The 19191-nt window shown below is 74.2% G+C and carries 21 protein-coding genes and 1 pseudogene; 10 read left to right on the top strand and 12 right to left on the bottom strand.

All coding sequences use genetic code 11. The features are described from left to right. The first annotated feature begins 108 nt into the window (after positions 1 to 108). Complete coding sequence (locus tag ACQPYN_RS05945) at positions 109 to 435, top strand: hypothetical protein (RefSeq protein ID WP_433034573.1); 327 nt, start codon at positions 109 to 111, stop codon at positions 433 to 435. A 45-nt stretch (positions 436 to 480) separates the two neighbouring features. Here the strand turns inward: ACQPYN_RS05945 and ACQPYN_RS05950 are convergent, their stop codons facing one another. From ACQPYN_RS05950 to ACQPYN_RS05970, 5 genes are all read right to left on the bottom strand, one after another. Beyond that, a complete protein-coding gene (locus tag ACQPYN_RS05950; RefSeq protein ID WP_433034575.1) occupies positions 481 to 1434 on the bottom strand; it encodes a gamma-glutamylcyclotransferase in 954 nt (317 codons plus the stop codon). A 65-nt stretch (positions 1435 to 1499) separates the two neighbouring features. Further along, positions 1500 to 2144 carry an MBL fold metallo-hydrolase gene (locus ACQPYN_RS05955; RefSeq protein ID WP_433034577.1) on the bottom strand — a complete coding sequence of 215 codons (645 nt, stop codon included), beginning with the start codon at positions 2142 to 2144 and terminating at the stop codon, positions 1500 to 1502. After that, a complete protein-coding gene (locus ACQPYN_RS05960) occupies positions 2141 to 3232 on the bottom strand; it encodes an S-(hydroxymethyl)mycothiol dehydrogenase (RefSeq protein WP_433034579.1) in 1092 nt (363 codons plus the stop codon). The genes ACQPYN_RS05955 and ACQPYN_RS05960 overlap by 4 nt, the downstream gene beginning before the upstream one ends. 335 nt (positions 3233 to 3567) lie before the next feature. Continuing rightward, positions 3568 to 4746 (bottom strand): acetyl-CoA C-acetyltransferase, encoded by a 1179-nt coding sequence (locus ACQPYN_RS05965; RefSeq protein WP_433034581.1) that lies wholly within the window; start codon positions 4744 to 4746, stop codon positions 3568 to 3570. A 202-nt stretch (positions 4747 to 4948) separates the two neighbouring features. Continuing rightward, entirely contained in the window at positions 4949 to 6193 is a 1245-nt protein-coding gene (locus ACQPYN_RS05970; RefSeq protein ID WP_433034583.1) for an alpha/beta fold hydrolase, read from the bottom strand. A gap of 248 nt (positions 6194 to 6441) precedes the next feature. On the opposite strand from ACQPYN_RS05970, the gene ACQPYN_RS05975 reads away from it, so the two are divergent. Then, complete coding sequence (locus ACQPYN_RS05975; RefSeq protein ID WP_433034585.1) at positions 6442 to 7170, top strand: beta-ketoacyl-ACP reductase; 729 nt, start codon at positions 6442 to 6444, stop codon at positions 7168 to 7170. Positions 7171 to 7227: 57 nt separating this feature from the next. Here the strand turns inward: ACQPYN_RS05975 and ACQPYN_RS05980 are convergent, their stop codons facing one another. Continuing rightward, positions 7228 to 8175: an alpha/beta hydrolase gene (locus ACQPYN_RS05980; protein WP_433034587.1), complete on the bottom strand. Its 948-nt coding sequence runs from the start codon at positions 8173 to 8175 to the stop codon at positions 7228 to 7230. 264 nt (positions 8176 to 8439) lie between these two features. Here ACQPYN_RS05980 and ACQPYN_RS05985 point away from each other — a divergent pair, with 264 nt between their 5' ends. Next, entirely contained in the window at positions 8440 to 9186 is a 747-nt protein-coding gene (locus tag ACQPYN_RS05985; protein WP_433034589.1) for a lytic murein transglycosylase, read from the top strand. Position 9187: 1 nt separating this feature from the next. On the opposite strand, the gene ACQPYN_RS05990 is transcribed toward ACQPYN_RS05985, so the two are convergent. The 3 genes from ACQPYN_RS05990 to ACQPYN_RS06000 are packed head-to-tail and all read right to left on the bottom strand — an operon-like array spanning position 9188 to position 11600. After that, positions 9188 to 9547, bottom strand: coding sequence for a PRC-barrel domain-containing protein (locus tag ACQPYN_RS05990; protein WP_433034591.1), 360 nt, complete (start codon positions 9545 to 9547; stop codon positions 9188 to 9190). Positions 9548 to 9584: 37 nt separating this feature from the next. Further along, positions 9585 to 10460, bottom strand: coding sequence for a glutamate racemase (locus ACQPYN_RS05995; RefSeq protein ID WP_433034593.1), 876 nt, complete (start codon positions 10458 to 10460; stop codon positions 9585 to 9587). Positions 10461 to 10502: 42 nt separating this feature from the next. Next, on the bottom strand, positions 10503 to 11600 hold the full coding sequence (locus ACQPYN_RS06000; RefSeq protein WP_433034595.1) for an SDR family oxidoreductase: 1098 nt from the start codon (positions 11598 to 11600) through the stop codon (positions 10503 to 10505). 221 nt (positions 11601 to 11821) lie between these two features. On the opposite strand from ACQPYN_RS06000, the gene ACQPYN_RS06005 reads away from it, so the two are divergent. From ACQPYN_RS06005 to ACQPYN_RS06015, 3 genes and pseudogenes are all read left to right on the top strand, one after another. After that, the gene (locus ACQPYN_RS06005) at positions 11822 to 13192 is read left to right on the top strand and encodes an NAD(P)/FAD-dependent oxidoreductase (protein WP_433034597.1); all 1371 of its coding nucleotides are present in this window, start codon (positions 11822 to 11824) and stop codon (positions 13190 to 13192) included. A 108-nt stretch (positions 13193 to 13300) separates the two neighbouring features. Beyond that, positions 13301 to 13540: pseudogene (locus ACQPYN_RS06010) on the top strand (alpha/beta fold hydrolase); the annotation flags it as partial. A 154-nt stretch (positions 13541 to 13694) separates the two neighbouring features. Continuing rightward, the gene (locus tag ACQPYN_RS06015; protein WP_433034599.1) at positions 13695 to 14123 is read left to right on the top strand and encodes an alpha/beta fold hydrolase; all 429 of its coding nucleotides are present in this window, start codon (positions 13695 to 13697) and stop codon (positions 14121 to 14123) included. Here the strand turns inward: ACQPYN_RS06015 and aroQ are convergent. Continuing rightward, entirely contained in the window at positions 14114 to 14563 is a 450-nt protein-coding gene (gene aroQ, locus ACQPYN_RS06020; protein WP_433034601.1) for a type II 3-dehydroquinate dehydratase, read from the bottom strand. The genes ACQPYN_RS06015 and aroQ overlap by 10 nt on opposite strands. A gap of 125 nt (positions 14564 to 14688) precedes the next feature. Here aroQ and ACQPYN_RS06025 point away from each other — a divergent pair, with 125 nt between their 5' ends. Continuing rightward, complete coding sequence (locus ACQPYN_RS06025) at positions 14689 to 15297, top strand: response regulator transcription factor (RefSeq protein WP_274192680.1); 609 nt, start codon at positions 14689 to 14691, stop codon at positions 15295 to 15297. A 185-nt stretch (positions 15298 to 15482) separates the two neighbouring features. Here ACQPYN_RS06025 and ACQPYN_RS06030 read toward each other — a convergent pair whose 3' ends face one another. Beyond that, entirely contained in the window at positions 15483 to 15743 is a 261-nt protein-coding gene (locus ACQPYN_RS06030; RefSeq protein WP_433034604.1) for a hypothetical protein, read from the bottom strand. A 107-nt stretch (positions 15744 to 15850) separates the two neighbouring features. Here ACQPYN_RS06030 and ACQPYN_RS06035 point away from each other — a divergent pair, with 107 nt between their 5' ends. Both ACQPYN_RS06035 and ACQPYN_RS06040 read left to right on the top strand, forming a co-directional pair. Continuing rightward, a complete protein-coding gene (locus ACQPYN_RS06035; protein ID WP_433034606.1) occupies positions 15851 to 16657 on the top strand; it encodes an HpcH/HpaI aldolase family protein in 807 nt (268 codons plus the stop codon). 39 nt (positions 16658 to 16696) lie between these two features. Next, positions 16697 to 17689: a helix-turn-helix transcriptional regulator gene (locus ACQPYN_RS06040; protein ID WP_433034608.1), complete on the top strand. Its 993-nt coding sequence runs from the start codon at positions 16697 to 16699 to the stop codon at positions 17687 to 17689. On the opposite strand, the gene ACQPYN_RS06045 is transcribed toward ACQPYN_RS06040, so the two are convergent. Then, on the bottom strand, positions 17662 to 18399 hold the full coding sequence (locus ACQPYN_RS06045; protein WP_433034610.1) for a VIT1/CCC1 transporter family protein: 738 nt from the start codon (positions 18397 to 18399) through the stop codon (positions 17662 to 17664). The two genes, ACQPYN_RS06040 and ACQPYN_RS06045, sit on opposite strands and share 28 nt — an antisense overlap. A gap of 156 nt (positions 18400 to 18555) precedes the next feature. Here ACQPYN_RS06045 and ACQPYN_RS06050 point away from each other — a divergent pair, with 156 nt between their 5' ends. Then, complete coding sequence (locus ACQPYN_RS06050) at positions 18556 to 19116, top strand: DUF1707 SHOCT-like domain-containing protein (RefSeq protein ID WP_433034612.1); 561 nt, start codon at positions 18556 to 18558, stop codon at positions 19114 to 19116. Positions 19117 to 19191: the final 75 nt, after the last annotated feature.

Raw genomic sequence — 19191 nt, forward strand, 5'->3', positions numbered from 1 at the left:
CTCGGGGACCGGGACCACATCGTGACCCTGTTCGTCGTAACGAGATCTGGTGGCGGGGGCGACGTCCCGAGCAGAGTGCTGGATCTCGGAGGGTGTGGAGGGGAGTCGATGGTGCGGCTGCTGACGGTGGCGGGCGTGACCCTCCTGCTGTTGATGGGCGCGGTGCCGCTGGCCGTGCCGGGCGTCCCGCGCCTGCCCGGGATCCCCGCGCCCGTGGCCGCCGGGGCCCTGGCCCTCGCCGGGGTCGCGTTCCTCGCCGGGATCGTCTTCCTCGTCCGCGGAGCCCACCTCCGGCGCCGGGCAGAGTCGGCCGGGTCGCCGGCCGAGCCGATGGCACCCGTCCCCGCCGCTCCGGTCCCGGCCGCGCCGGTGGCCGCCGCGCCGGTCACGCCGGCCCCGCGTCCCGGCTTCGTCGCCGTGCGGACGCGTCTCTAGGCCCTCTCTAGGCCGGCGACCACAGCCCGGACACCGGCGCGCCGGTCAGCTCTCCCCGCCAGGTCCAGAGCCAGGCGGGCACCGACCCGTCCGCCCCGTGCGCGAGCGCGCGCACCCGCCGGTAGTCCGGCCCCTCGTACTCGTCGAGCACCGGCAGCGACGCGACCGGATCGGCCAGCCGGAGCAGCGTCCCCGGGCGCACCCCGGCCCGCCCTGCCGCAGCGCGGGGTAGCCCCGCCCGGTGTCGTGGACGCGTCCCGGCAGCCAGGCCGGCTCCGGGTCCCCGACCACGTGCGACGCGATCAGCGGCCAGGCTCGCCGGCCCGGCATGAGCGTCCCGTAGACGAACACCTCGTCCGGCCACGCCGTGGGCTCCGGCGCCCCGTCCTGCACGGTCACCGACCCCGGGTCGAGCGGCGCGGGTGACCCGACGAGCTCCCGCGCGGCCTCCTGGTCGACGTCCCGGCACGCCACCGGGGACCCGTCGACCAGCAGCGGCGCCCGCACCGGGGCGCCCGCCCAGTACGTCCAGACGCCGTTCAGCCGCGCGCCGTCCTCGGTGACCACGCGGACGCCGCACCCGGGCCGCAGGCGCACCAGCTCGTAGCGCTCCCCGCGTCCCTCGCAGCGGTCGAGGACCGCCACCTGGTCCGGTGTCGCCATCCAGACCGCGTGGGTCTCGACCGCGCCCGGCACGACGGCCAGGGTCGCCGGGCGGGCCCCGTCGCGGGCGCGCAGTCCGGCGGCCCACACCGCGGCGAGGCCCTCGACCCGCGCCCGCAGCACGACGACCGGTCCCGCGAGCCCCAGGTGCTCGCGCAGCCACGTCACCTTGCCCGGCGACCGGTTGGAGCCGAACGCGAGCACGGGCACGCGGCTGCTCGTCGGCGGGGCGCCGCGGTCGGCGAGCCAGCGGTCGAGGTCGACGCCCGCCACGGTCCAGCCGGCCCCGGCCGACGCCGACGGGTCGAGACGGTGGCTGTGGGCGTCGAGGTGCACGAACGAGAAACCCGGCGCGACCCCGGGGTAGGGGTCGGCCGGGTACTCGGTGTCGGGGTGAGCGGTCAGTAGCCCCGCTCGCGGTACTCGTCGAGGCGCGCGGCCTCGTCGCCGACCTTCGTGGTGTCGCCGTGCCCGGTGCGCACGATGGTGTCGCCGGGCAGCGAGAACACCTTGTCCGCCAGCTGCTCGATGAGGACGTCGAAGTCCGAGTACGACGGCCCGGTGGCGCCCGGCCCCCCGTTGAACAGGGTGTCGCCGGAGAACAGCGTGCCGATGTCCGGCGCGTAGAACACCGTCGACCCGGGGGAGTGCCCCGGGGTGTGGATCGCCCGCAGGTCGATGCCGGCGATCGTGAAGGTCTCGCCGTCGTGGATCTCGCCGTCCGGCTCGCGGTCCGGGTACGTGAGGTTCCAGATCACCCGGTCGTCGGGGTTGAGCAGGATCGGCGCGTCGAACGCCTCCGCGATGGCCGGCGCCGCGTTGACGTGGTCGTTGTGCGAGTGGGTGCACAGGATGGCCACGACGTTGCGGTCGCCGACCGCCTTCTTGATCGCCTCGGCGTCGTGCGGGGCGTCCAGCAGGACGACCTCGGACGAGTCCCCGATGATCCAGACGTTGTTGTCGACGTCGAACGAGTTGCCGTCGATCTGGAACTGGCCGGACGTCGTCAGGTGCTCGACGCCCTCGCCGACCTTCTCGGCCGTCACAGGATCACCACCGAACGCAGCACGTCGCCGTGGTGCATCTTCTCGAAGGCCTGCTCGACGTCGTCGAGCGAGATGCGCTCGGTCACGAACTTGTCGAGCGGGAAGCGGCCCTGCAGCGCGAGGTCGACGAGCATCGGGAAGTCGCGGCTCGGCAGGCAGTCGCCGTACCAGGACGCCCGCAGCGACCCGCCGTGGGAGAAGAACGGCTGGAAGTCGGCCTCGAGCTTCATGTCCGGCGCCGGGACGCCGACGAGCACCAGCCGGCCGGCGAGGTCGCGGGCCTCGAAGGCCTGCTTCCACGTGGCCGGGATGCCCACGGCGTCGATGACGACGTCGGCGCCGAACCCGTCGGTGAGCTCGCGGATGCGCTCGACCGGGTCCTCGTTCTTGGCGTTGACGCCGTGGGTGGCGCCGAAGCCCTTGGCCCACTCGAGCTTCCGGTCCTCGGTGTCGACCGCGATGATCGTCGTGGCGCCGGCCAGCGCCGCGCCCGCGATCGCCGCGTCGCCCACGCCGCCGCAGCCGATGACCGCCACGGTCTCGCCCCGCTTCACCTCACCGGTGTTGATCGCCGCGCCCGTGCCGGCCATGATTCCGCAGCCGATGAGCCCGGCCTGCGCCGGATCGATCTCCGGGTTGACCTTCGTGCACTGCCCGGAGTGCACCAGCGTCTTCTCCGCGAACGCCCCGATGCCCAGGGCCGGCTTGAGCTCCTCGCCGGTGTCCTTGAGCGTCATCGACTGGGCGGCGTTGTGGGTGTCGAAGCACAGGTGGTGCTTGCCCTTGCGGCACGCACGACAGACACCGCAGACCGCGCGCCAGTTGAGGATGACGTAGTCGCCGACCTCGAGCCCCTGCACGTCGCCCTCGCCGAGGGCCTCGACGACGCCCGCGGCCTCGTGGCCCAGCAGGAACGGATAGGCGTCCTCGATGTTGCCCTCGCGGTAGTGCAGATCGGTGTGGCACACCCCGCACGCCTGGATCTTGACCACGGCCTCGCCGGGCCCGGGATCGGGGACGACGATCGTCTCGACCGTGACCGGCTTGCCCTTCTCCCGGGATACGACTCCCCGGACCTCCTGCGGCATGTTGCCTCCGTCTTCCTCGCGTGTGCTACCGGTCACCTGTGCCCGGACGACCACCTTGGCATGCGCACCCGAGCATGGTCACTCCCCGCGGCGCCTTCCCCACCGGGGGGATCGACGGGCGGGACCGCGCCCGGTTCCTCCCACCGGACGCGGCCCCGTACCTGGTTCGACGCACGCCCCGCGCCCGCGGTTCCGTGCCGACGACGACGCGGGCGGCCACCGAGGTGACCGCCCGCGTGTCGTGGTGATCGACGGAAGAATACGGACACCGGGTGTCAGCGACGGTCGCCTATCGGCGTGCTGAACCGGATGCTGACACCGAGCTGCCCGTGGACTCAGACGTGCAGGATCAGCGCCGAGCCCTGGCCGCCGCCGCCGCAGAGGCCCGCCGCGCCCACGCCGCCGCCGCGGCGCTTGAGCTCGTGGGCGATGTGGATGGCGATGCGCGCGCCGCTCGCGCCGACCGGGTGGCCCAGCGCGATCGCGCCGCCGTCGGGGTTGACCCGCTCGGGGTCGACGCCGAGCTCGGTGGTCGACTGCAGCGCCACGGCCGCGAACGCCTCGTTGATCTCGAGCATCTCGAGGGCGCTCGCCTCGATGCCCTCGCGCTTGAGCGCCTTCTGGATGGCCCGCGACGGCTGCGAGAGCAGCGAGTTGTCCGGCCCGGCGACCCAGCCGTGGTGGCCGATCGTCGCCAGCACCTCGAGGCCGAGCTCCTCGGCCTTCTTCGCCGACATCACGACGCACGCCGCGGCGCCGTCGGAGATCTGCGACGACGAGGCCGCGGTGATGGCGCCGTTCTTGTCGAACGCGGCCTTGAGCTTGCCGAGGCCCTCGGCCGTCGTGTCGCCCCGGACGCCCTCGTCCTCGTTGACGACGACCGGGTCGCCCTTGCGCTGCGGGATGGACACCGGCGCGATCTCGGCGTCGAAGCGCCCGTTCTTCGACGCGTCGGCGGCGCGCTGGTGCGACGCCGCGGAGAACGCGTCCATGTCCTCGCGCTTGAGGCCGATCGAGGCCGCGTAGCGCTCGGTGGAGGCGCCCATCGACTCGTGGTCGTAGACGTCGGTGAGGCCGTCCGACTCGGTGGCGTCGAGGACCGTGCCGGCGCCGTACTTGTAGCCGCGCCGGGCCTTGGGCAGCAGGTACGGGGCCTCGGTCATCGACTCCATGCCGCCCGCGACGACGATGTCGTAGTCGCCGGCCTGGATCATCTGGTCGGCCACCGCGATGGCGTCGAGGCCGGACAGGCAGACCTTGTTCAGGGTGAACGACGGCGTCGACATCGGGATGCCGGCGTCCGTGCTCGCCTTGCGCGCCGGGTTCTGGCCCGCGCCGGCCTGGATGACCTGGCCCATGATCACGTACTCGACCTGCTCGCCGGAGATGCCGGCGGCCTCGAGGGCGCCCTTGATCGCCACCGTGCCGAGCTCGCCGGCGGTCATGCCGGCGAAGGCCCCGGAGAGCTTGCCGATCGGGGTGCGCTTGCCGGAGACGATGACGGAACCGGGCATGGAGATCCTCCTGGTCGATGGGTGGCCCGACGGTGGGCCGGAGACGACCGATCACCGGGGTGATCACGACGTGATGTCGACCACCACGGCGAGCGAGCCGGAGTGCACCGAACGTACCCACATCGACCGGGCCGATCCCAGGGTCGCGGGCGAAGGATCACCGCACGATCCCCGGAATCGGTCCAGGTCGCCCTGGGCAGGCTCAGTCCGTGCGTCGTGAGTGCTCGGCGACCGCGGTCATGAGCGGCGGCCACTCGTACTGCAGCGCCTGGTTCCCCATGAAGAGGCCCAGGTGGCCGCCCGGCGCGGTGCGCCGCGTGACCTGGTCCGCCGGGGTGGAGACGTGGTCCGCGGCCGCGAAGACCTGCACCGGCGGGGTGATGTGGTCGGTCGCGCCGCCCAACAGGAACAGCGGGCAGGAGATGTCGCGCATGTCCACGCGGCGCCCGTCGACCTCGAGGGTCCCGTTGACCAGCTCGTTGCCCGCGAACAGGTGCTCGACCAGCCACAGGTAGAAGGCCCCGGGGACGTCCTGGGTGTGCTTGAACCAGTCCTCGAACGACTCGTAGCGCGCGATGGCGGCCGGGTCGTCGAGGTTGCGCAGCAGGTCGACGTGCTTGGCGATCTCGGCGTCGGGGCGGATCGCGATGAACCCGCCGAGGACGAACGAGCCCGGCATGTTGCCGCCGCCCGCGGCGACCATGGCGCGGTAGGGCAGCTGCCCGAAGCGCTGGGTCATCACCCGCGACGACGCCCCGATGGGGGTCTCGCCGGCGTGGAAGTCGATCGGCGCACCGGCCAGCGTCAGCGTGTTGACCTTGTCCGGGTGCATCGCGGCGTAGATCGTCGCGAGCCATCCGCCCTGGCAGTCGCCGACGAGGTTCACCGAGTCACGGCCGACGGTCTCGCGGCAGTGCTCGACGGCGCGGTCGACCACCGCGATGTAGTCGGAGATCGTCGTGCCGGAGGTCTCCCGCGTCGCGCCGACCCAGTCGAGGGTGAACGCGCGGGTCAGGCCCGCCTCGCGGATCACCATCATCTGCGACTGGCGGGGCTGGAAGTCGACGATGCACGAGTCGTGCCCGGCCTGCGGGGGGAGCACGAGCGTCGGGACGACGTCGTCGGTGGAGCCCTGCGAGAAGTCGCGCAGCCGCGCGATGGGCGTCTCGAAGACGATCTCGTGGTCGTTGTGCCACTGCGGCCGGCGGCGGGTGAGCACGTGGCGCCACCAGCGGCGGGCGTCCTGGGTGTTCCGCCCGGGCGTGACCGACTGGGTCAGGGCCCGCTGGAGCACGTAGCCGGCGCCCTTGGTCATGGCCGTCGCGCCGCGGACCGCCGCGGTGGCGTGGTAGCCGCGCAGGTAGGCGGCGGGGTCGGGGCTGGGGGCCTCGGACTGGGCCTCGAGCGGGTCGCCCGGGGCGCCCGTCTCGTCGATGGTGGCCGTCATCTCGCACCTCCTCGCGCCCGGGGACCGGGCGCTCGACAGCACCCGGCTCTGGGTGCTGCACGGAACGTACGGCTGCTTGGGATGTTTCGCAACGGGCGCGCTACCGACGGGTAGACCGATCGGTCCCCCTTCCCCTGGGCACAGGTTTGTGACTTCGATGGCACCCGGATCGTGTGGCGCGGACCACGCTCCGGGTACAGACACCCTCGACGACGGTGCCGAACAGCGAAGGAGCACGCATGGGAGACATGACCGGACAGGTGGCCCTGGTGACCGGGGGCGCGCGCGGGATCGGGCGCGCCATCAGCTCGCGTCTCGCCCGGCGCGGGATGAAGGTCGGTGTCGGCTACTCGTCGGACTCGTCCTCCGCCGAGGAGCTCCAGGCCGAGTTCCCGGACCAGATCACCATCCACCAGGGCAACATCGGCAGCCGTGGCGACTGCGAGCGGGTGATCGACGAGGTCATGCAGGCGCACGGGCGCATCGACGTCCTCGTGAACAACGCCGGCATCACCGCCGACAAGATGGTCGCGAAGATGGAGGTCGACGACTGGGACCGCGTGGTCCAGGTCAACCTCTCGGGCACCTTCTACATGGCGCAGATCGCCTACCTGCACATGGCCGAGCGCGGCAGCGGCCGCATCGTCAACATCAGCTCGGTCATCGGCGAGGCGGGCAACGCCGGCCAGGTCAACTACGCCGCGACGAAGTCGGGCCTCTTCGGCATGACGATGTCGATGGCGCAGGAGGGCGCGCGCAAGGGCGTCACCGTCAACTGCGTCGCGCCGGGCTACATCGAGACCGACATGGTCGCGGCCGTGCCGGAGAAGGCCATCGAGAAGATCGTCTCCGGGATCCCGCTGCGCCGCCTCGGCCAGCCCGACGAGGTGGCCCGCGTCGTCGAGTTCCTCGCCGACCCGGAGTCGGAGTACATCACCGGGCAGGTCTACTCGGTCAACGGCGGCCTGCACATGTGAGCCGCTGCGCGGGCTCACGGACCGCCGGGCCAGGCAGACCAGGCCGGATCACCCGGCTCAGGCCAGGCGGACCGTGAGCTCCGCGCAGACGTCGTCGAGGGCGGCGGCCGACGCCCGGCAGACGCCGGGGAACGACAGGAAGCCGTGCACCGCGCGGGGGTGGTCGGTGTGCTTCACGGGCACGCCGGCCGCGCCCAGGCGCGCGGCGTAGTCGGCGCCGTCGTCGTGCAGCGGGTCGACCGCGGCCGTGACGACGAGCGCCGGCGGGAGGTCCGCGACGTCCGGCGCGAACAGCGGGGAGCACAGCGGATCGGTCGGGTCGCCGTCCTCGCCCAGGTAGTGGGTGCGGAAGACCTCCATGTCGGCGCGTGTGAGCACCGGCCCGGTGGCGAAGCGCTCGACCGACGGCCGGGTGAACGTCAGGTCCAGCGCGGGGTAGAGCAGGACCTGCGCGTCGATGACCGGTCCCGCCTCGCGTGCCAGCAGGCAGACGACGGCCGCGAGGTTGCCGCCCGCGCTGTCGCCCATCACCGCGAGGCGGTCGGTGCGCGCGCCGAGTGCGGCCGCGTGGCGCGCCACCCACGTCACGGCGGCATACCCGTCCTCCCGTCCGGCGGGGTAGCGGAACTCGGGCGCCAGGCGGTAGTCCACCGACACCACGAGGGCGCCGACCCGCGAGGCGACGTGGGCGCACAGCCAGTCGGACTGGTCGAGGTTGCCCAGCGTGCCGCCGCCGCCGTGGAAGTTGACGACGACGGGCAGCGCGCGGGCGGTGTGCGGGCGGTAGAGACGCAGCGGGATCGGGCCGATGTCGGTGTCGGCGACGCGGTCGGTGACGAACACCCCGCGCGGCATCGGCCCGAAGACCCGTGACGTGACCACGTTGTGGCTCATGCGCCGTGCCCGGGCCCGCGAGATGTCGTCGGGACCCATGCGGCTGACCGCGACGGCCCCGGAGACATCGGCGAACCACGTGAACATGCGCAACCGGACGTCGATGTCCACAGCGCCCTCCCGCGACCGTGCGTGCTCTCAGCGGCGGCGACAGCCTGCACGATGAGTCGCCGCTCACGCCCACTCGAACGGACCACCGATCGGGGCCTGTCGGTGACCGGCGCCCGAGAGACGGGGACGAGCGGGTGACGCGCGTGTCGCAGCGGCGACACTCCCGGTGGTACCGGTGGGCGGTTGCTCCGGTCAGAGGTGGCCCGTGCGCCGGTCGACCCACCTGACCGGGCGGCCACTCCGGCCGCCGTAGCGTCCGCATCCGTGAGCAGTCCGCGACGCAGCGACCCGGCGGAGGCGCGGCAGCTCGAGATGCTGCTCGCCGCCGCGGTGGTCCTCGTCCTGCTCGTCGGGGCCGGGCTGGCGGGCGTGGTGGTCGCGGTGCGCCCCGGACCCGATGAGGCCCCGGGCTACGCCCAGCCCGCCGCCGCGCCCGCCCCGGCCGACGCGGCCGCCCGCCGCACCTGGGCGGCCGCGGCCGAGCCCGCGACCGGGGTGCCGGCCCGGGCGCTCGTCGCCTACGCCGGGGCCGAGGTCGCCGCCCGCGACGAGCTCGCCGACTGCGGGGTGTCGTGGGTGACGCTCGCCGGGCTGGGGCGCGTCGAGTCGAACCACGGGCGCTTCGGCGGCACCGCGCTCGACGACCAGGGGCGCCCGGGCGACCCGGTGCGCGGTCCGGAGCTCGACGGCACCGGCGGGAACCGCGAGATCCGCGACACCGACGGCGGGCGTCTCGACGGCGACACCACCTACGACCGCGCCGTGGGCCCGCTGCAGTTCATCCCGTCGACCTGGGCGCTCTACGGGGCCGACGGCGACGGCGACGGGGTGGACGACCCCGACGACCTCGACGACGCCGCCCTGGCCGCCGCCCGCTACCTGTGCGAGGACGACCGCGACCTGCGTCGCGGCGACGACTGGCGCGCCGCCGTCCTCGCCTACAACCGCTCGCAGGCCTACGTCGACCGCGTCCGCCGCGAGGCCGTGGCGGCTGCGGACGGGGTGCGGTGAGCTACCGCCGCGCCAGCCGCCGCTCGCCCAGCGACCCGGTGCGGTACTCCAGCCCGTAGTGGCTGAAGACGCCCGGCTCGTCGGAGGCGTGCAGCTCGCCGTCGGGGTCGATGAACGGCGCCTCGCGCACCAGCTCCCGGCCGAACGCGACCTTGAGATGGGCCGGGGTGACGACGGCCCCGCCGAGCGGCACGAACAGGAGCTTCGTCTTCCCGAACAGCGACGACACCTTGATGGTCGCGAACACCGGCTCGTCGCCGAGGGTGTCGACGTACACGGCCTCGAGGTCGCCGATCTTCGCCTCGACCGGGTCGACGACGGGGCGCCCGCGCCAGTCGCGGATGTTCTCGACGGGGATCACGGGCGGAACACTACGGCGCCTGCTGAGCCCCGGGGAGTCAGACCGGCGTCGCCGAGGGGGCCGCGGTGTCCGGGCGGGTCTGCTGCGACGACTCGTCGGTGACCGGCAGCTCGTCGCGGCCGATCCGTCCGCCGCGGGCCAGCCCTCGGCCGACGGGGTAGGCGAGCGCGGCCTCGGGCAGTGGCCCCTCGTCGCCGCCGAGGTGCACCCGGACCTCGGCGGGCTCGCGCGAGGGGTCCTCGGGCACGCCGAGGCGGCGCAGCGCCTGCCCGGCGACGGCCCGCGAGCTGTCGTGCAGCGCGGTGCCGGGCGGCAGCGCGGCGAGGATGTCCTCGACCACCAGCGGGTAGTGCGTGCAGCCGAGCACCACCGAGCGGCAGCGCTCCGGGGTGCGGGAGGCGGCGAGGGCGACGGCCTCGCGCACCGCCGCGGCGTCGGCGTGCTCGACGGCCGTCGCGAGGCCGGGGCAGGCGACCGACTCGGCCTGGCCGGGCGCGGCGAAGCGCTCGAGGAGGTCGCGCTGGTAGTCGCTGACCGTGGTGCGCTCGGTGGCCCACACCGCGAACGGCACGCCGGTGGCCCCGGCCGGCTTCACCGCGGGGACGGTCGCCACCACCGGGCGGTCGGGCTCGAGGGCCGCGCGCAACGGCACCACCGCCGTCACCGACGCGGTGTTGCACGGGACGACGACGGCGTCCGCGCCGCGCTCGACGGCGAGGCGCCCGGTGCCCACGACGCGGTCGACGATCCACGGCGACGGCTTCGAGCCCCACGGCATGCCCTCGGGGTCGAGGTAGAGATCGAGCGCCAGGTCCGGGCGCAGGTGGCGCAGCCAGCCCGCGGTGGGCAGCAGACCGCAGCCCGAGTCGATGAGCGCGATGCGCAGTGCGGAACGCGCCGGGTGCCCGACCATCGGGGCGAGTCTAGGACCCCGTCCGTCAGACCATCGCAGCCCTCAGACCATCGCGGCGCTGCCCACGTCCGGGTGCTCGCGGTGGTAGGCCACCATCGCGCCGACGTGCTCGGCGAAGGTCGGGCAGCGCACTCCGACCTCGGCCAGGAGCGCGGTGGTCGCGGTGACGTCGTAGTCGGTGGGGTGGGTCAGGTAGTCCAGCGTCGACGAGGGCAGCTTGAACAGCCGTCCGACGCCCGGCAGGTGATCGATCGAGAAGCGCGAGAGCGAGGTCGGCACCGGCACGACGCGCAGCTTCTTGTCGGTGTGCGCGGCGAAGGTCTCGCACATGCCGAGCACGGTCGGCGGGTGCGGGGCGGCGAGGGCGACGGTGCGGTCGACGGCACCCGGGTGCGGCGCGAGCGCGGCGATGGCGTCGACGACGAAGTCGCTGGGCACCAGGTTGAAGTGGACGCGCGAGGGGTCGCCGGGCAGCGGCATCACGGCCACGCGTCCCTGGCGGGCGATGAGCTGCAGCGCGTAGTAGGGCCCGTCGTACTTCTGGGTCTCGCCGGTGCGGCTGTCGCCGACGACCACCGAGGGCCGGTAGATCGTCACCGGCATGCCGGCCTCGCGCGCCTTCGCGACGATCCGCTCGGCCTCGTGCTTGGTGTGCTCGTAGTGGTTGGAGAAGCGCTGGCCCAGCTCCAGGTCGTCCTCGAAGAAGAGGCCCGGGTAGCGCCCGGAGACGTAGCAGGTGCTGACGTACTGCAGCCGCACGAGCTCGTCGGCGCCGCGGGCGAGGTCGACGACGTTCCGGGTGCCCTCGACGTTCACCGACCAGGCGAGCTCCGGGGCGACGGACAGGTCGTACACCGCGGCGAGGTGGAAGATCTCCAGGGGCCCGCTCCGCAGGGACGCGGCCTCGTCGTCGTCGAGCCCGAGCCCCGGCCGGGTGATGTCCCCGACGACGAGACGGGTGCGCCCGGCCAGCGCCGGCTCGGTGGCCTCGAGACGCTCGAGCGTGCGGCGCGCCTGGCCGAGCCAGCGTTCCTGCACCAGCGCCACGGCCTGCGCGTCGGGGGAGCGGCGCAGCGTGCGCGGCAGCAGGGCGCTGCCGAGGAATCCGGGGAAGCCGGTGAACAGCACGGTCGTCGGCAACGCGGCCTCCGGGAGGGTCGGGCAGGGTCGGTGCTCGCGAGGAGGACACCATGTCCTCCACGCGCGCGCTCGCCCGTCGCACCGTCGGGCGTTGTGAGTGCCGTCATGGGTGCGCGGTCGCTCGGTCCGGGAAGGTGTCCGGGCGCGGTACCAGGGGAAATCATCACGAACGACACTTGCGGGCGGACAATGCCCACGGGGACTGATGGGAGGACGTTCGCATGAGCGCGCAGCGCATCGTGGTGGTCGGCGCAGGGTTCGCCGGCTTGAAGTGCGTCCAGCGCCTCGAACGTGAGCTCAAGGGCGAGCTGGCACGCGGCGAGGTCGAGATCGTGGTGGTCAACCCCCACGACTACATGCTCTACCTGCCCCTGCTGCCGCAGGTGGCCGCAGGCGTGATCACCGCGCAGTCGGTCACCGTCCCGCTGCCCCGGGCCATCCACCGCTCCCAGCGCCTGCCGGGCCAGGTGATCGGGCTCGACCTCCAGCGCAAGGTCGCCGTGGTCAAGAAGATCAGCGAGGACGTCGTCGACCTGCCGTACGACCGGCTGGTGATCTCCGCGGGCAGCGTCACCCGCCAGTTCGACATCCCGGGGCTCGAGGAGCACGGGCTGGGGATGAAGAACCTCGGCGAGGCCGCCTACCTGCGCGACCACGTGCTCTCGCAGCTCGAGCTCGCCAACGCGTCGACCGACCCCGAGGAGCGCGCCGCGCGCTGCCACTTCGTCGTGGTCGGCGGCGGCTACGCGGGCACCGAGACCGCGGCGTGCCTCGAGCTGCTCACCGACGCCGCGATGAAGCGCTTCCCGCGCCTCGACCCGACGCTGGTCAAGTGGACCCTCGTCGACATCGCGCCGCGCCTCATGCCCGAGCTCGGGCAGCGCCTCGGCGAGGAGGCCCTCGACCTGCTGCGTCGCCGTGGCATCGGGGTGCGGCTCGAGACCGGTGTCGAGGAGGTCACCGCCGACAGCGTCACGCTCACCGACGGCGACACCCTGCCGACGAAGACGCTCGTGTGGACGGCCGGAGTCACCGCGAGCCCGCTGGTGAAGCAGCTCGGCGTCGAGCTCGTGCGCGGCCGGGTCAAGTGCGGCACCGACCTGCGTCTCGACGGCTACGACGAGGTGTTCGTGCTCGGCGACGCGGCCGCCGTGCCCGACCTCACCGCCGAGGACCCCGGCTCCACGCTCTGCCCGCCCACCGCCCAGCACGCGACGCGCCAGGCGGTCGTCGCCGCGCAGAACGTCGTCGCCTCCCTGCGGGGTGAGTCGCTGCGCGAGTACAAGCACCACGACCTGGGGCTCGTCGTCGACCTCGGCGGCACCCAGGCGGTGGCCCACCCGCTCAAGCTGCGCCTCACGGGCATGCTCGCCCAGGCCGTGACCCGGGGCTACCACCTCTACGCGCTGCCGCTGACGCGCACGCGCGCCCGGGTCGTGGCCAACTGGATCCTGCACTTCTTCGGGGGCGACGACTTCATCCGCATCGGCTTCCTCACGGGGCGCAAGAGCGAGACGTCGTCCTTCGAGGAGACGCGCGACTACCTCTCGGAGGAGGAGATCGCGAAGCGCGCCGCCACCGCGGCGTCCTGACGCGCCGTGACGCCCCCTGAGGACCCGGAGTACCGGGAGGACCTGCTCGCCCGCGACGGGACGCTCCTGCGCCGCTGGGACAACGGCGCGCAGGGCGTGCCCGTGGTCGTGTCCAACGGCCTCGGGGCGAGCCCCACGGCATGGCCGTTCCTGCACGGCGCGGACTGCGGCTACCACGCGACGAGCTGGCACCACCGCGGTCTCGGCGGCTCGTCGCGCCCGGACGACGAGACGCGCATCGCCGTGGACGACCACGTCGACGACCTGTTCACGGTCATGGACGCCGCCGGGATGTCCCGCGCCCTCGTCGTCGGCTGGTCGGTGGGCGTCGCGATCGCCATCGAGGCCGCCCGGCGCGCGCCCGACCGCGTCGCGGGCCTGCTCGTCCTCGGCGGCGCGGCGACCGGGGCGTTCCGGGTGCTGCCCCAGCTCTCGCCCTGCCCGCCCAGGTGCCCGAGGGCGTGCACCGGCGTGCGGCGCAGATCGAGGGTGGCTGCTGCGGGTGGTCGGGCCGCCGGCGGCCGGGCTGATCAACCTGCTGCCCCGGAGCATGGACGCCGGCCGCGAGGCCCTCGGGCGCGCCGGTGTGGACCCGGCGTACCTCGACCCCACGGGGTCCGCCGCGCCGATGATCACGCTGGCCGAGGTGGCGCGGGAGTTCGCCCGCCACGACTGGACCTGGTTCTCGCGGCTCGTGCTCGCCGCGGCCGAGCACCCCACGCCGGACGACCTGGGCTCGCTCCGCGTGCCCGTCACGGTCGTGTCCGGCGATCTGGACACCCTCGCCCCGCCCGCGGACATGGCGGCCCTCGCGGCGGCCCTGCCCGACGCCCGGCTCGTGCGCCTGCCGGGCAGCCACTTCCTGCCCCTGCAGTTCCCGGACGCCCTCGCGGGCGAGCTGGCCGCGCTGGCGACCCGGGCTCAGGTCTGACGCACGAGTCGTTCGGCGAGGAAACGCAGCGCCAGGTCGTACCCCGTCACCCCGGCCCCGGCGATCACGGCCGTGGCCACGGGTGACACGTAGGAGTGCGACCGGAACGCCTCGCGGGCGTGCACGTTCGACAGGTGCACCTCGACCACCGGGACCGGCAGTGCGGCCAGCGCGTCGCGCAGGGCCACGGACGTGTGGGTGTAGCCGCCCGGATTGATGATCACTCCGCCGTGGCCGGACATGGCCTCCTGGACGGTGTCGATGAGCGCGCCCTCGTGGTTGCTCTGGCGCGCGTCGACCTCCAGACCGAGGTCGGCGGCGGTGCGCCGGCAGCGCTCCTCCAGGTCGGACAGGGTGTTGGTGCCGTAGACCTCGGGTTCCCGGCGACCCAGGAGGTTGAGGTTGGGACCGTTGACGACCAGCACGCGGCGGGCGTTCATGCGCCACTCCATCGGGGGTTCATAACCACGCCTTTGTCATTCGGGGGTCAAGCGGACGGGTGGGACGGCCGATGAGAGGGACAGCGCCCAGCACGGGCGGTCTCCCCATCTCGGACGGAGTCTGTATGAGGACGGTTCTGATCTGCGACGACCGGCGCAGTGTCCGCGAGGGACTGACGCGCGTCATGTCCGCGGTCCCCGGCGTCCAGCGCATCGACTGTGTGTCCACGGCCGACGAGCTGCTCACCCGCTACGCCCGCCAGAGCGCGGACGTCGTCTTCGTGGGGACGCAGCGCGCCGTGGCCTCGGGCGCCGAGGCGACCCGTCGCCTCATGGCCGCGCACCCCCAGGCCAACGTCATGGTCTTCGGCGCCCCGGACGACGGCGGCAGCATCGCCGCCGCGATCGCCGGCGGTGCCCGCGGCTACCTGCGCTGGGACGCCTCGCGCCCCGAGCTGGTCGCCGCGCTGGCCCACTCGGCCGCCGGCGCCGAGGTCGGCGCCATGCCCATGCAGCGCGGCGCGCAGCCGGGCGCGGGCGTCAACCTCACCGAGCGCGAGATGCAGGTCCTGCGCGGGATGAGCCAGGGCAAGAGCAACGGCCAGATCGGCCGCGAGCTCTACCTGTCCGAGGACACGGTGAAGACCCACGCCCGCCGACTGTTCCGCAAGCTCTCGGCGGCCGACCGGGCCCAGGCGGTGGCCCAGGGCTTCCGCTGCGGCCTCGTCTCCTGAGGCGGCTGCCGGGGGGAGACACCCCACGACGTCCCGCCGGGTCGGAGGCGGCAGGAGGTCAGTGGGATACGAAGTGGCACGACGGGTCGACCGGACCCGGTGGACGGGCGTACCCCGCATGCGCCCGCCCACCGGGTCCGGTCGGCGTGCCCGCAGCCCGGCCGTGAGGTGCGCCGTGACGTGCCTCAGGGGCCGACGACGGTCCGGATGGTGTCGTCACGCAGCTCGATGCGGGTGCGCGGGTGCGCCCCGAACCGGTGGCGGATGCCGTCAGGGCCGGCGAGCCAGCCCTGGTAGGCGTCGAGGGCGTGGTCCTGCCGTTCGCCGCCCTCGCCCCGCACGGTGATCCGGTACGCGGTGTCGCGCGCGAACGTGAACCGGGGTGTCGGTGTCGTGCGTCCCGCTCGAGAGGCAGCGCGCGAGGGGGCACGGGAGGGAGCGGCCATCGCCGCTGATCGTACGGGCCCGGAACACCTGTCCGCCGCCCTCGAACGGAGTAGTCGTGAGAAGGTGAGCGACGTCTCGGCTCGGCGCTGACGGAGAGGGTGGACGGGTGGCAGAACCCCTCGACACGGGCCCTCTCGACACGGGCCCCCTCGACACGGTGCACGCAGCCTGGTCCGCGGGCCGTGCGGCCCGCAACGGCTGGCTCACCGTCCCGGACGCCCACCTCGTCGAGGTCGTGGCCGCGTACGCCGCGGGGCACGACGTCCTCGACGCCCTGACCCTCGATCTCCAGCACGGCCTGTTCGACCGCGCGTCGACCGCCGCCGCGGTCCGCGCCATCGACGCCCACGGGCTCGCCGCGCTGGTGCGCCTGCCCGCCGTCGACGAGGCCTCCGTGGGGTTCGTGCTCGACCTCGGGGTCCGCGGCGTGATCGCCCCGATGGTCTCCGACGTCGCGACCGCCACCGAGCTCGTCGCCGCCTGCCGCTACCCGCCGGCCGGGCGCCGCTCGTTCGGCCCCGTGCGCACCGCGCTGCGTCCCGGCGCCGACCCCGTGGGCTCCGCAGGCTCCGTCCTCGTCTTCGCGATGATCGAGACCGCCGACGCCCTGGACCGGGCCGGTGAGATCGCCGCGGTGCCGGGCCTGGACGGGCTGTTCGTCGGGCCCGGCGACCTTGGCGTCGCCCTCGGGCTCGGCCCCGCGCAGAACCGCGAGGAGCCCGCGATCCACGACGCGTTCCGGCGCGTCCTCGACGCCTGCGCCGCCGCGGGCACGCGCGCGGCCGTCCACGCGACCCGCGCCCGGTACGCCGCCGCCCGCGCGGGCGACGGGTTCTCGCTGGTCACCACGTGGTCCGACGTGCCGGCGCTGCTCGAGGGCCTGGACGGCGCGCGCGAGGGGTTCCGGGCATAGCGGACCGTTCCCGTCCGCCTCACGGGGCACACTGAGGGCGTGCTCGAGACCTCCGCCCGCCTGCTGCGCCTGCTCTCGCTGCTGCAGGCCCGCCCGGAGTGGACCGGCCCGGAGCTCGCCGAGCGCCTGGGCATCACCACCCGCACCGTGCGCCGGGACGTCGACAAGCTCCGCGGGCTCGACTACCCGGTCGAGGTCGGCTTCGGTCCGGGCGGCGGCTACCGCCTCGGCTCCGGGGCCGCGCTCCCACCGCTGCTGCTCGACGACGACGAGGCCGTCGCGGTCGCGGTGACGCTGCGCACCGCGGCCGGGTCCGGGGTGGCGGGCACGGGGGAGACGGCGCTGGCCGCGCTGGTCAAGCTCGAGCGGATCCTGCCCGCGCGCCTGCGGCACCGGGTCTCCGCGATGCCGGTGGCGATCGTGGCGCCGCGCGTCGCGCCGACCGTCGACCCCTCGGTGCTCGCCGTCGTGGGCGGGGCGTGCCGCGACCGGCGCGTCCTCGAGATCGACTACACCGCCCGCGACGGGGCCGCGACCCGCCGGCGCATCGAGCCGATCCATCTCGTCGCCTGGGGCCGGCGCTGGTACCTCGTGGCCTGGGACCGCGACCGCGAGGACTGGCGCACCCTGCGCGTCGACCGCCTCACGCCACGGCTGGCGCCCGACGGGCTCCCGACCGGACCGCGCTTCGCCCCGCGCGAGATCCCGGGCGGCGACCCGGCGGCGTTCGTCTCCGACCGCGTCGCCGACGTCCGGCCGTTCCGCTGCGTCGTGCGCGTCGAGGCGTCGGCCGAGCAGGTGCGGGCGACGATCTGGACCGACCAGGTGCGCATCGAGCCGGACGGGCCGGAGGCCTGCCGGGTGTGGCTGTCCACCGACGACGCCCGCGCCGCGAGCATCATCCTGCTCGGGCTCGGTGCGGAGTTCACCGTCGAGTCGCCCGACGCCCTGTCCGACGAGCTGCGGGTGGTGGCCGCGCGCTACCTGCGGGCCGCCGGGGACGCTCAGCCGACCGCGCCGCCCACCAGGTAGCCGATGCCGTAGGTCGCGGCGAGGCCCAGCGCGCCGCCGATCATCACCCGCAGCACCGCCCGCCGCGGGGTCGCGCCGCCGAGCCGGGCGCCCGCCCAGCCCGCGAGCCCGAGCGCGAGGAGCACCACCGCGACGGTGACGGGGACCCGCCACGTCACCGGGGTGACGACCACCGCGATCAGCGGCAGCAGCGCGCCGAGCGTGAACGCGACCGCCGAGGCGCCCGCCGCCCGCCAGGGGCTGGTCAGCTCGTCGGGGTCGAGGTGGAGCTCGGCGTCGACGTGGGCGGAGAGCGCGTCGTGCTCGGTGAGCTCGACGGCCACCTGCCGCGCGGTCGCCCGCGAGAGGCCCTTCTCCTCGTAGAGCTCGGTGAGCTCCTCGAGCTCCTCGTCGGGCGTCTCGCGCAGCTCGCGCTTCTCCTTCGCCAGCTGGGCGCGCTCGGAGTCGCGCTGGCTGGACACCGACACGTACTCGCCGAGGGCCATCGAGACCGCACCCGCCACGAGGCCCGCGATCCCGGCCGTGACGATGGGGGCGCGTTCGACCGTCGCGCCGGCGACGCCGACGACGATGCCCGCGGTCGACACGATCCCGTCGTTGGCGCCGAGCACGCCGGCGCGCAGGGCGTTGAGGCGCTGGGAGAGCTCGCCGCCGTGCGGTTCGGGGTGGACCTCGCCCGGGGTCCCGGAGCTGCTCACGGTCTCACTCATGTCCTCATCGTCCCACGAAGATTGGAACGATTCCAGAAAACTGAGCCTGCCCTCAGTCCGCGCGTGATCCTCACGGCGATCCGGCGTCCGGGAGCGCACGATGGTGGGTGCCGGGTGACGCGGACGGGGCCGCCGCGCCCGGCAGGAGGAGGCGCCGTGGACACCGAGGGAGCAGCCGAGCGCGAGGGGCAGGGCGACCCGGAGGAGCGCCGGTCACGCCTGCCCGACCGGAGTGGGCCGCCGGATCTGCGGGTGAGCGACGCCGAGCGCGCGGCCGCCCTGCAGGCCCTGGGCACGCACCTCGAGGCGGGGCGCCTCGACATCGATGAGTTCGGCGAACGGTCCGCCCGCGCGGCCGTCGCCGTCCACCGATCCGACCTGGAACCCCTGTTCCTCGACCTGCCGGCGCCGCACCCGCCGTTGCCCCACCCCCACGTTGCGCCGCCGCCCCCGGTGCTGGCGGCGCCGGCGCCCGAGCAGGTCCGGGACCGCCGGCCCGCCCCGGCCGGTCCGGCCCTCGGCGTCGCGCTGGTGATGCTGCTCGTGCTCGTGCTGCCGGCGCTGCTGGTGGGCGCGGCGGCGACGGGCTCGGCCGGCGGCCTGCTGGTGCTCCCGCTGCTGTTCCTGGTGCTCGGCGCACGGCACGGGCGCTGGCACGGGCGCGGTCCCGGGGGTCACGGGCACGGCGGGAGGCACGGGCCACACGGGCCCTGGTGAAAAGGGGGGTGGCGCGCCCGCCGCGGATGAGGTTAGGCTTGCCTCATCGCTGCGCGGTGTTGTGGTGGCGCCAGC

This window comes from Actinomycetospora sp. CA-053990 (genome assembly GCF_050948445.1).
GTDB lineage: Bacteria > Actinomycetota > Actinomycetes > Mycobacteriales > Pseudonocardiaceae > Actinomycetospora > Actinomycetospora callitridis.

What these genes read in the sequence shown, in the direction of transcription:
- ACQPYN_RS05945 (WP_433034573.1), top strand. Translation starts at nt 109, where the DNA reads ATGGTGCGGCTGCTGACGGTGGCGGGCGTGACCCTCCTGCTGTTGATG.
- ACQPYN_RS05960 (WP_433034579.1), bottom strand. Translation starts at nt 3,232, where the DNA reads ATGCCGCAGGAGGTCCGGGGAGTCGTATCCCGGGAGAAGGGCAAGCCG.
- ACQPYN_RS05965 (WP_433034581.1), bottom strand. Translation starts at nt 4,746, where the DNA reads ATGCCCGGTTCCGTCATCGTCTCCGGCAAGCGCACCCCGATCGGCAAG.
- ACQPYN_RS05970 (WP_433034583.1), bottom strand. Translation starts at nt 6,193, where the DNA reads ATGACGGCCACCATCGACGAGACGGGCGCCCCGGGCGACCCGCTCGAG.
- ACQPYN_RS05975 (WP_433034585.1), top strand. Translation starts at nt 6,442, where the DNA reads ATGACCGGACAGGTGGCCCTGGTGACCGGGGGCGCGCGCGGGATCGGG.
- ACQPYN_RS05995 (WP_433034593.1), bottom strand. Translation starts at nt 10,460, where the DNA reads ATGGTCGGGCACCCGGCGCGTTCCGCACTGCGCATCGCGCTCATCGAC.
- ACQPYN_RS06005 (WP_433034597.1), top strand. Translation starts at nt 11,822, where the DNA reads ATGAGCGCGCAGCGCATCGTGGTGGTCGGCGCAGGGTTCGCCGGCTTG.
- aroQ (WP_433034601.1), bottom strand. Translation starts at nt 14,563, where the DNA reads ATGAACGCCCGCCGCGTGCTGGTCGTCAACGGTCCCAACCTCAACCTC.
- ACQPYN_RS06025 (WP_274192680.1), top strand. Translation starts at nt 14,689, where the DNA reads ATGAGGACGGTTCTGATCTGCGACGACCGGCGCAGTGTCCGCGAGGGA.
- ACQPYN_RS06030 (WP_433034604.1), bottom strand. Translation starts at nt 15,743, where the DNA reads ATGGCCGCTCCCTCCCGTGCCCCCTCGCGCGCTGCCTCTCGAGCGGGA.
- ACQPYN_RS06045 (WP_433034610.1), bottom strand. Translation starts at nt 18,399, where the DNA reads ATGAGTGAGACCGTGAGCAGCTCCGGGACCCCGGGCGAGGTCCACCCC.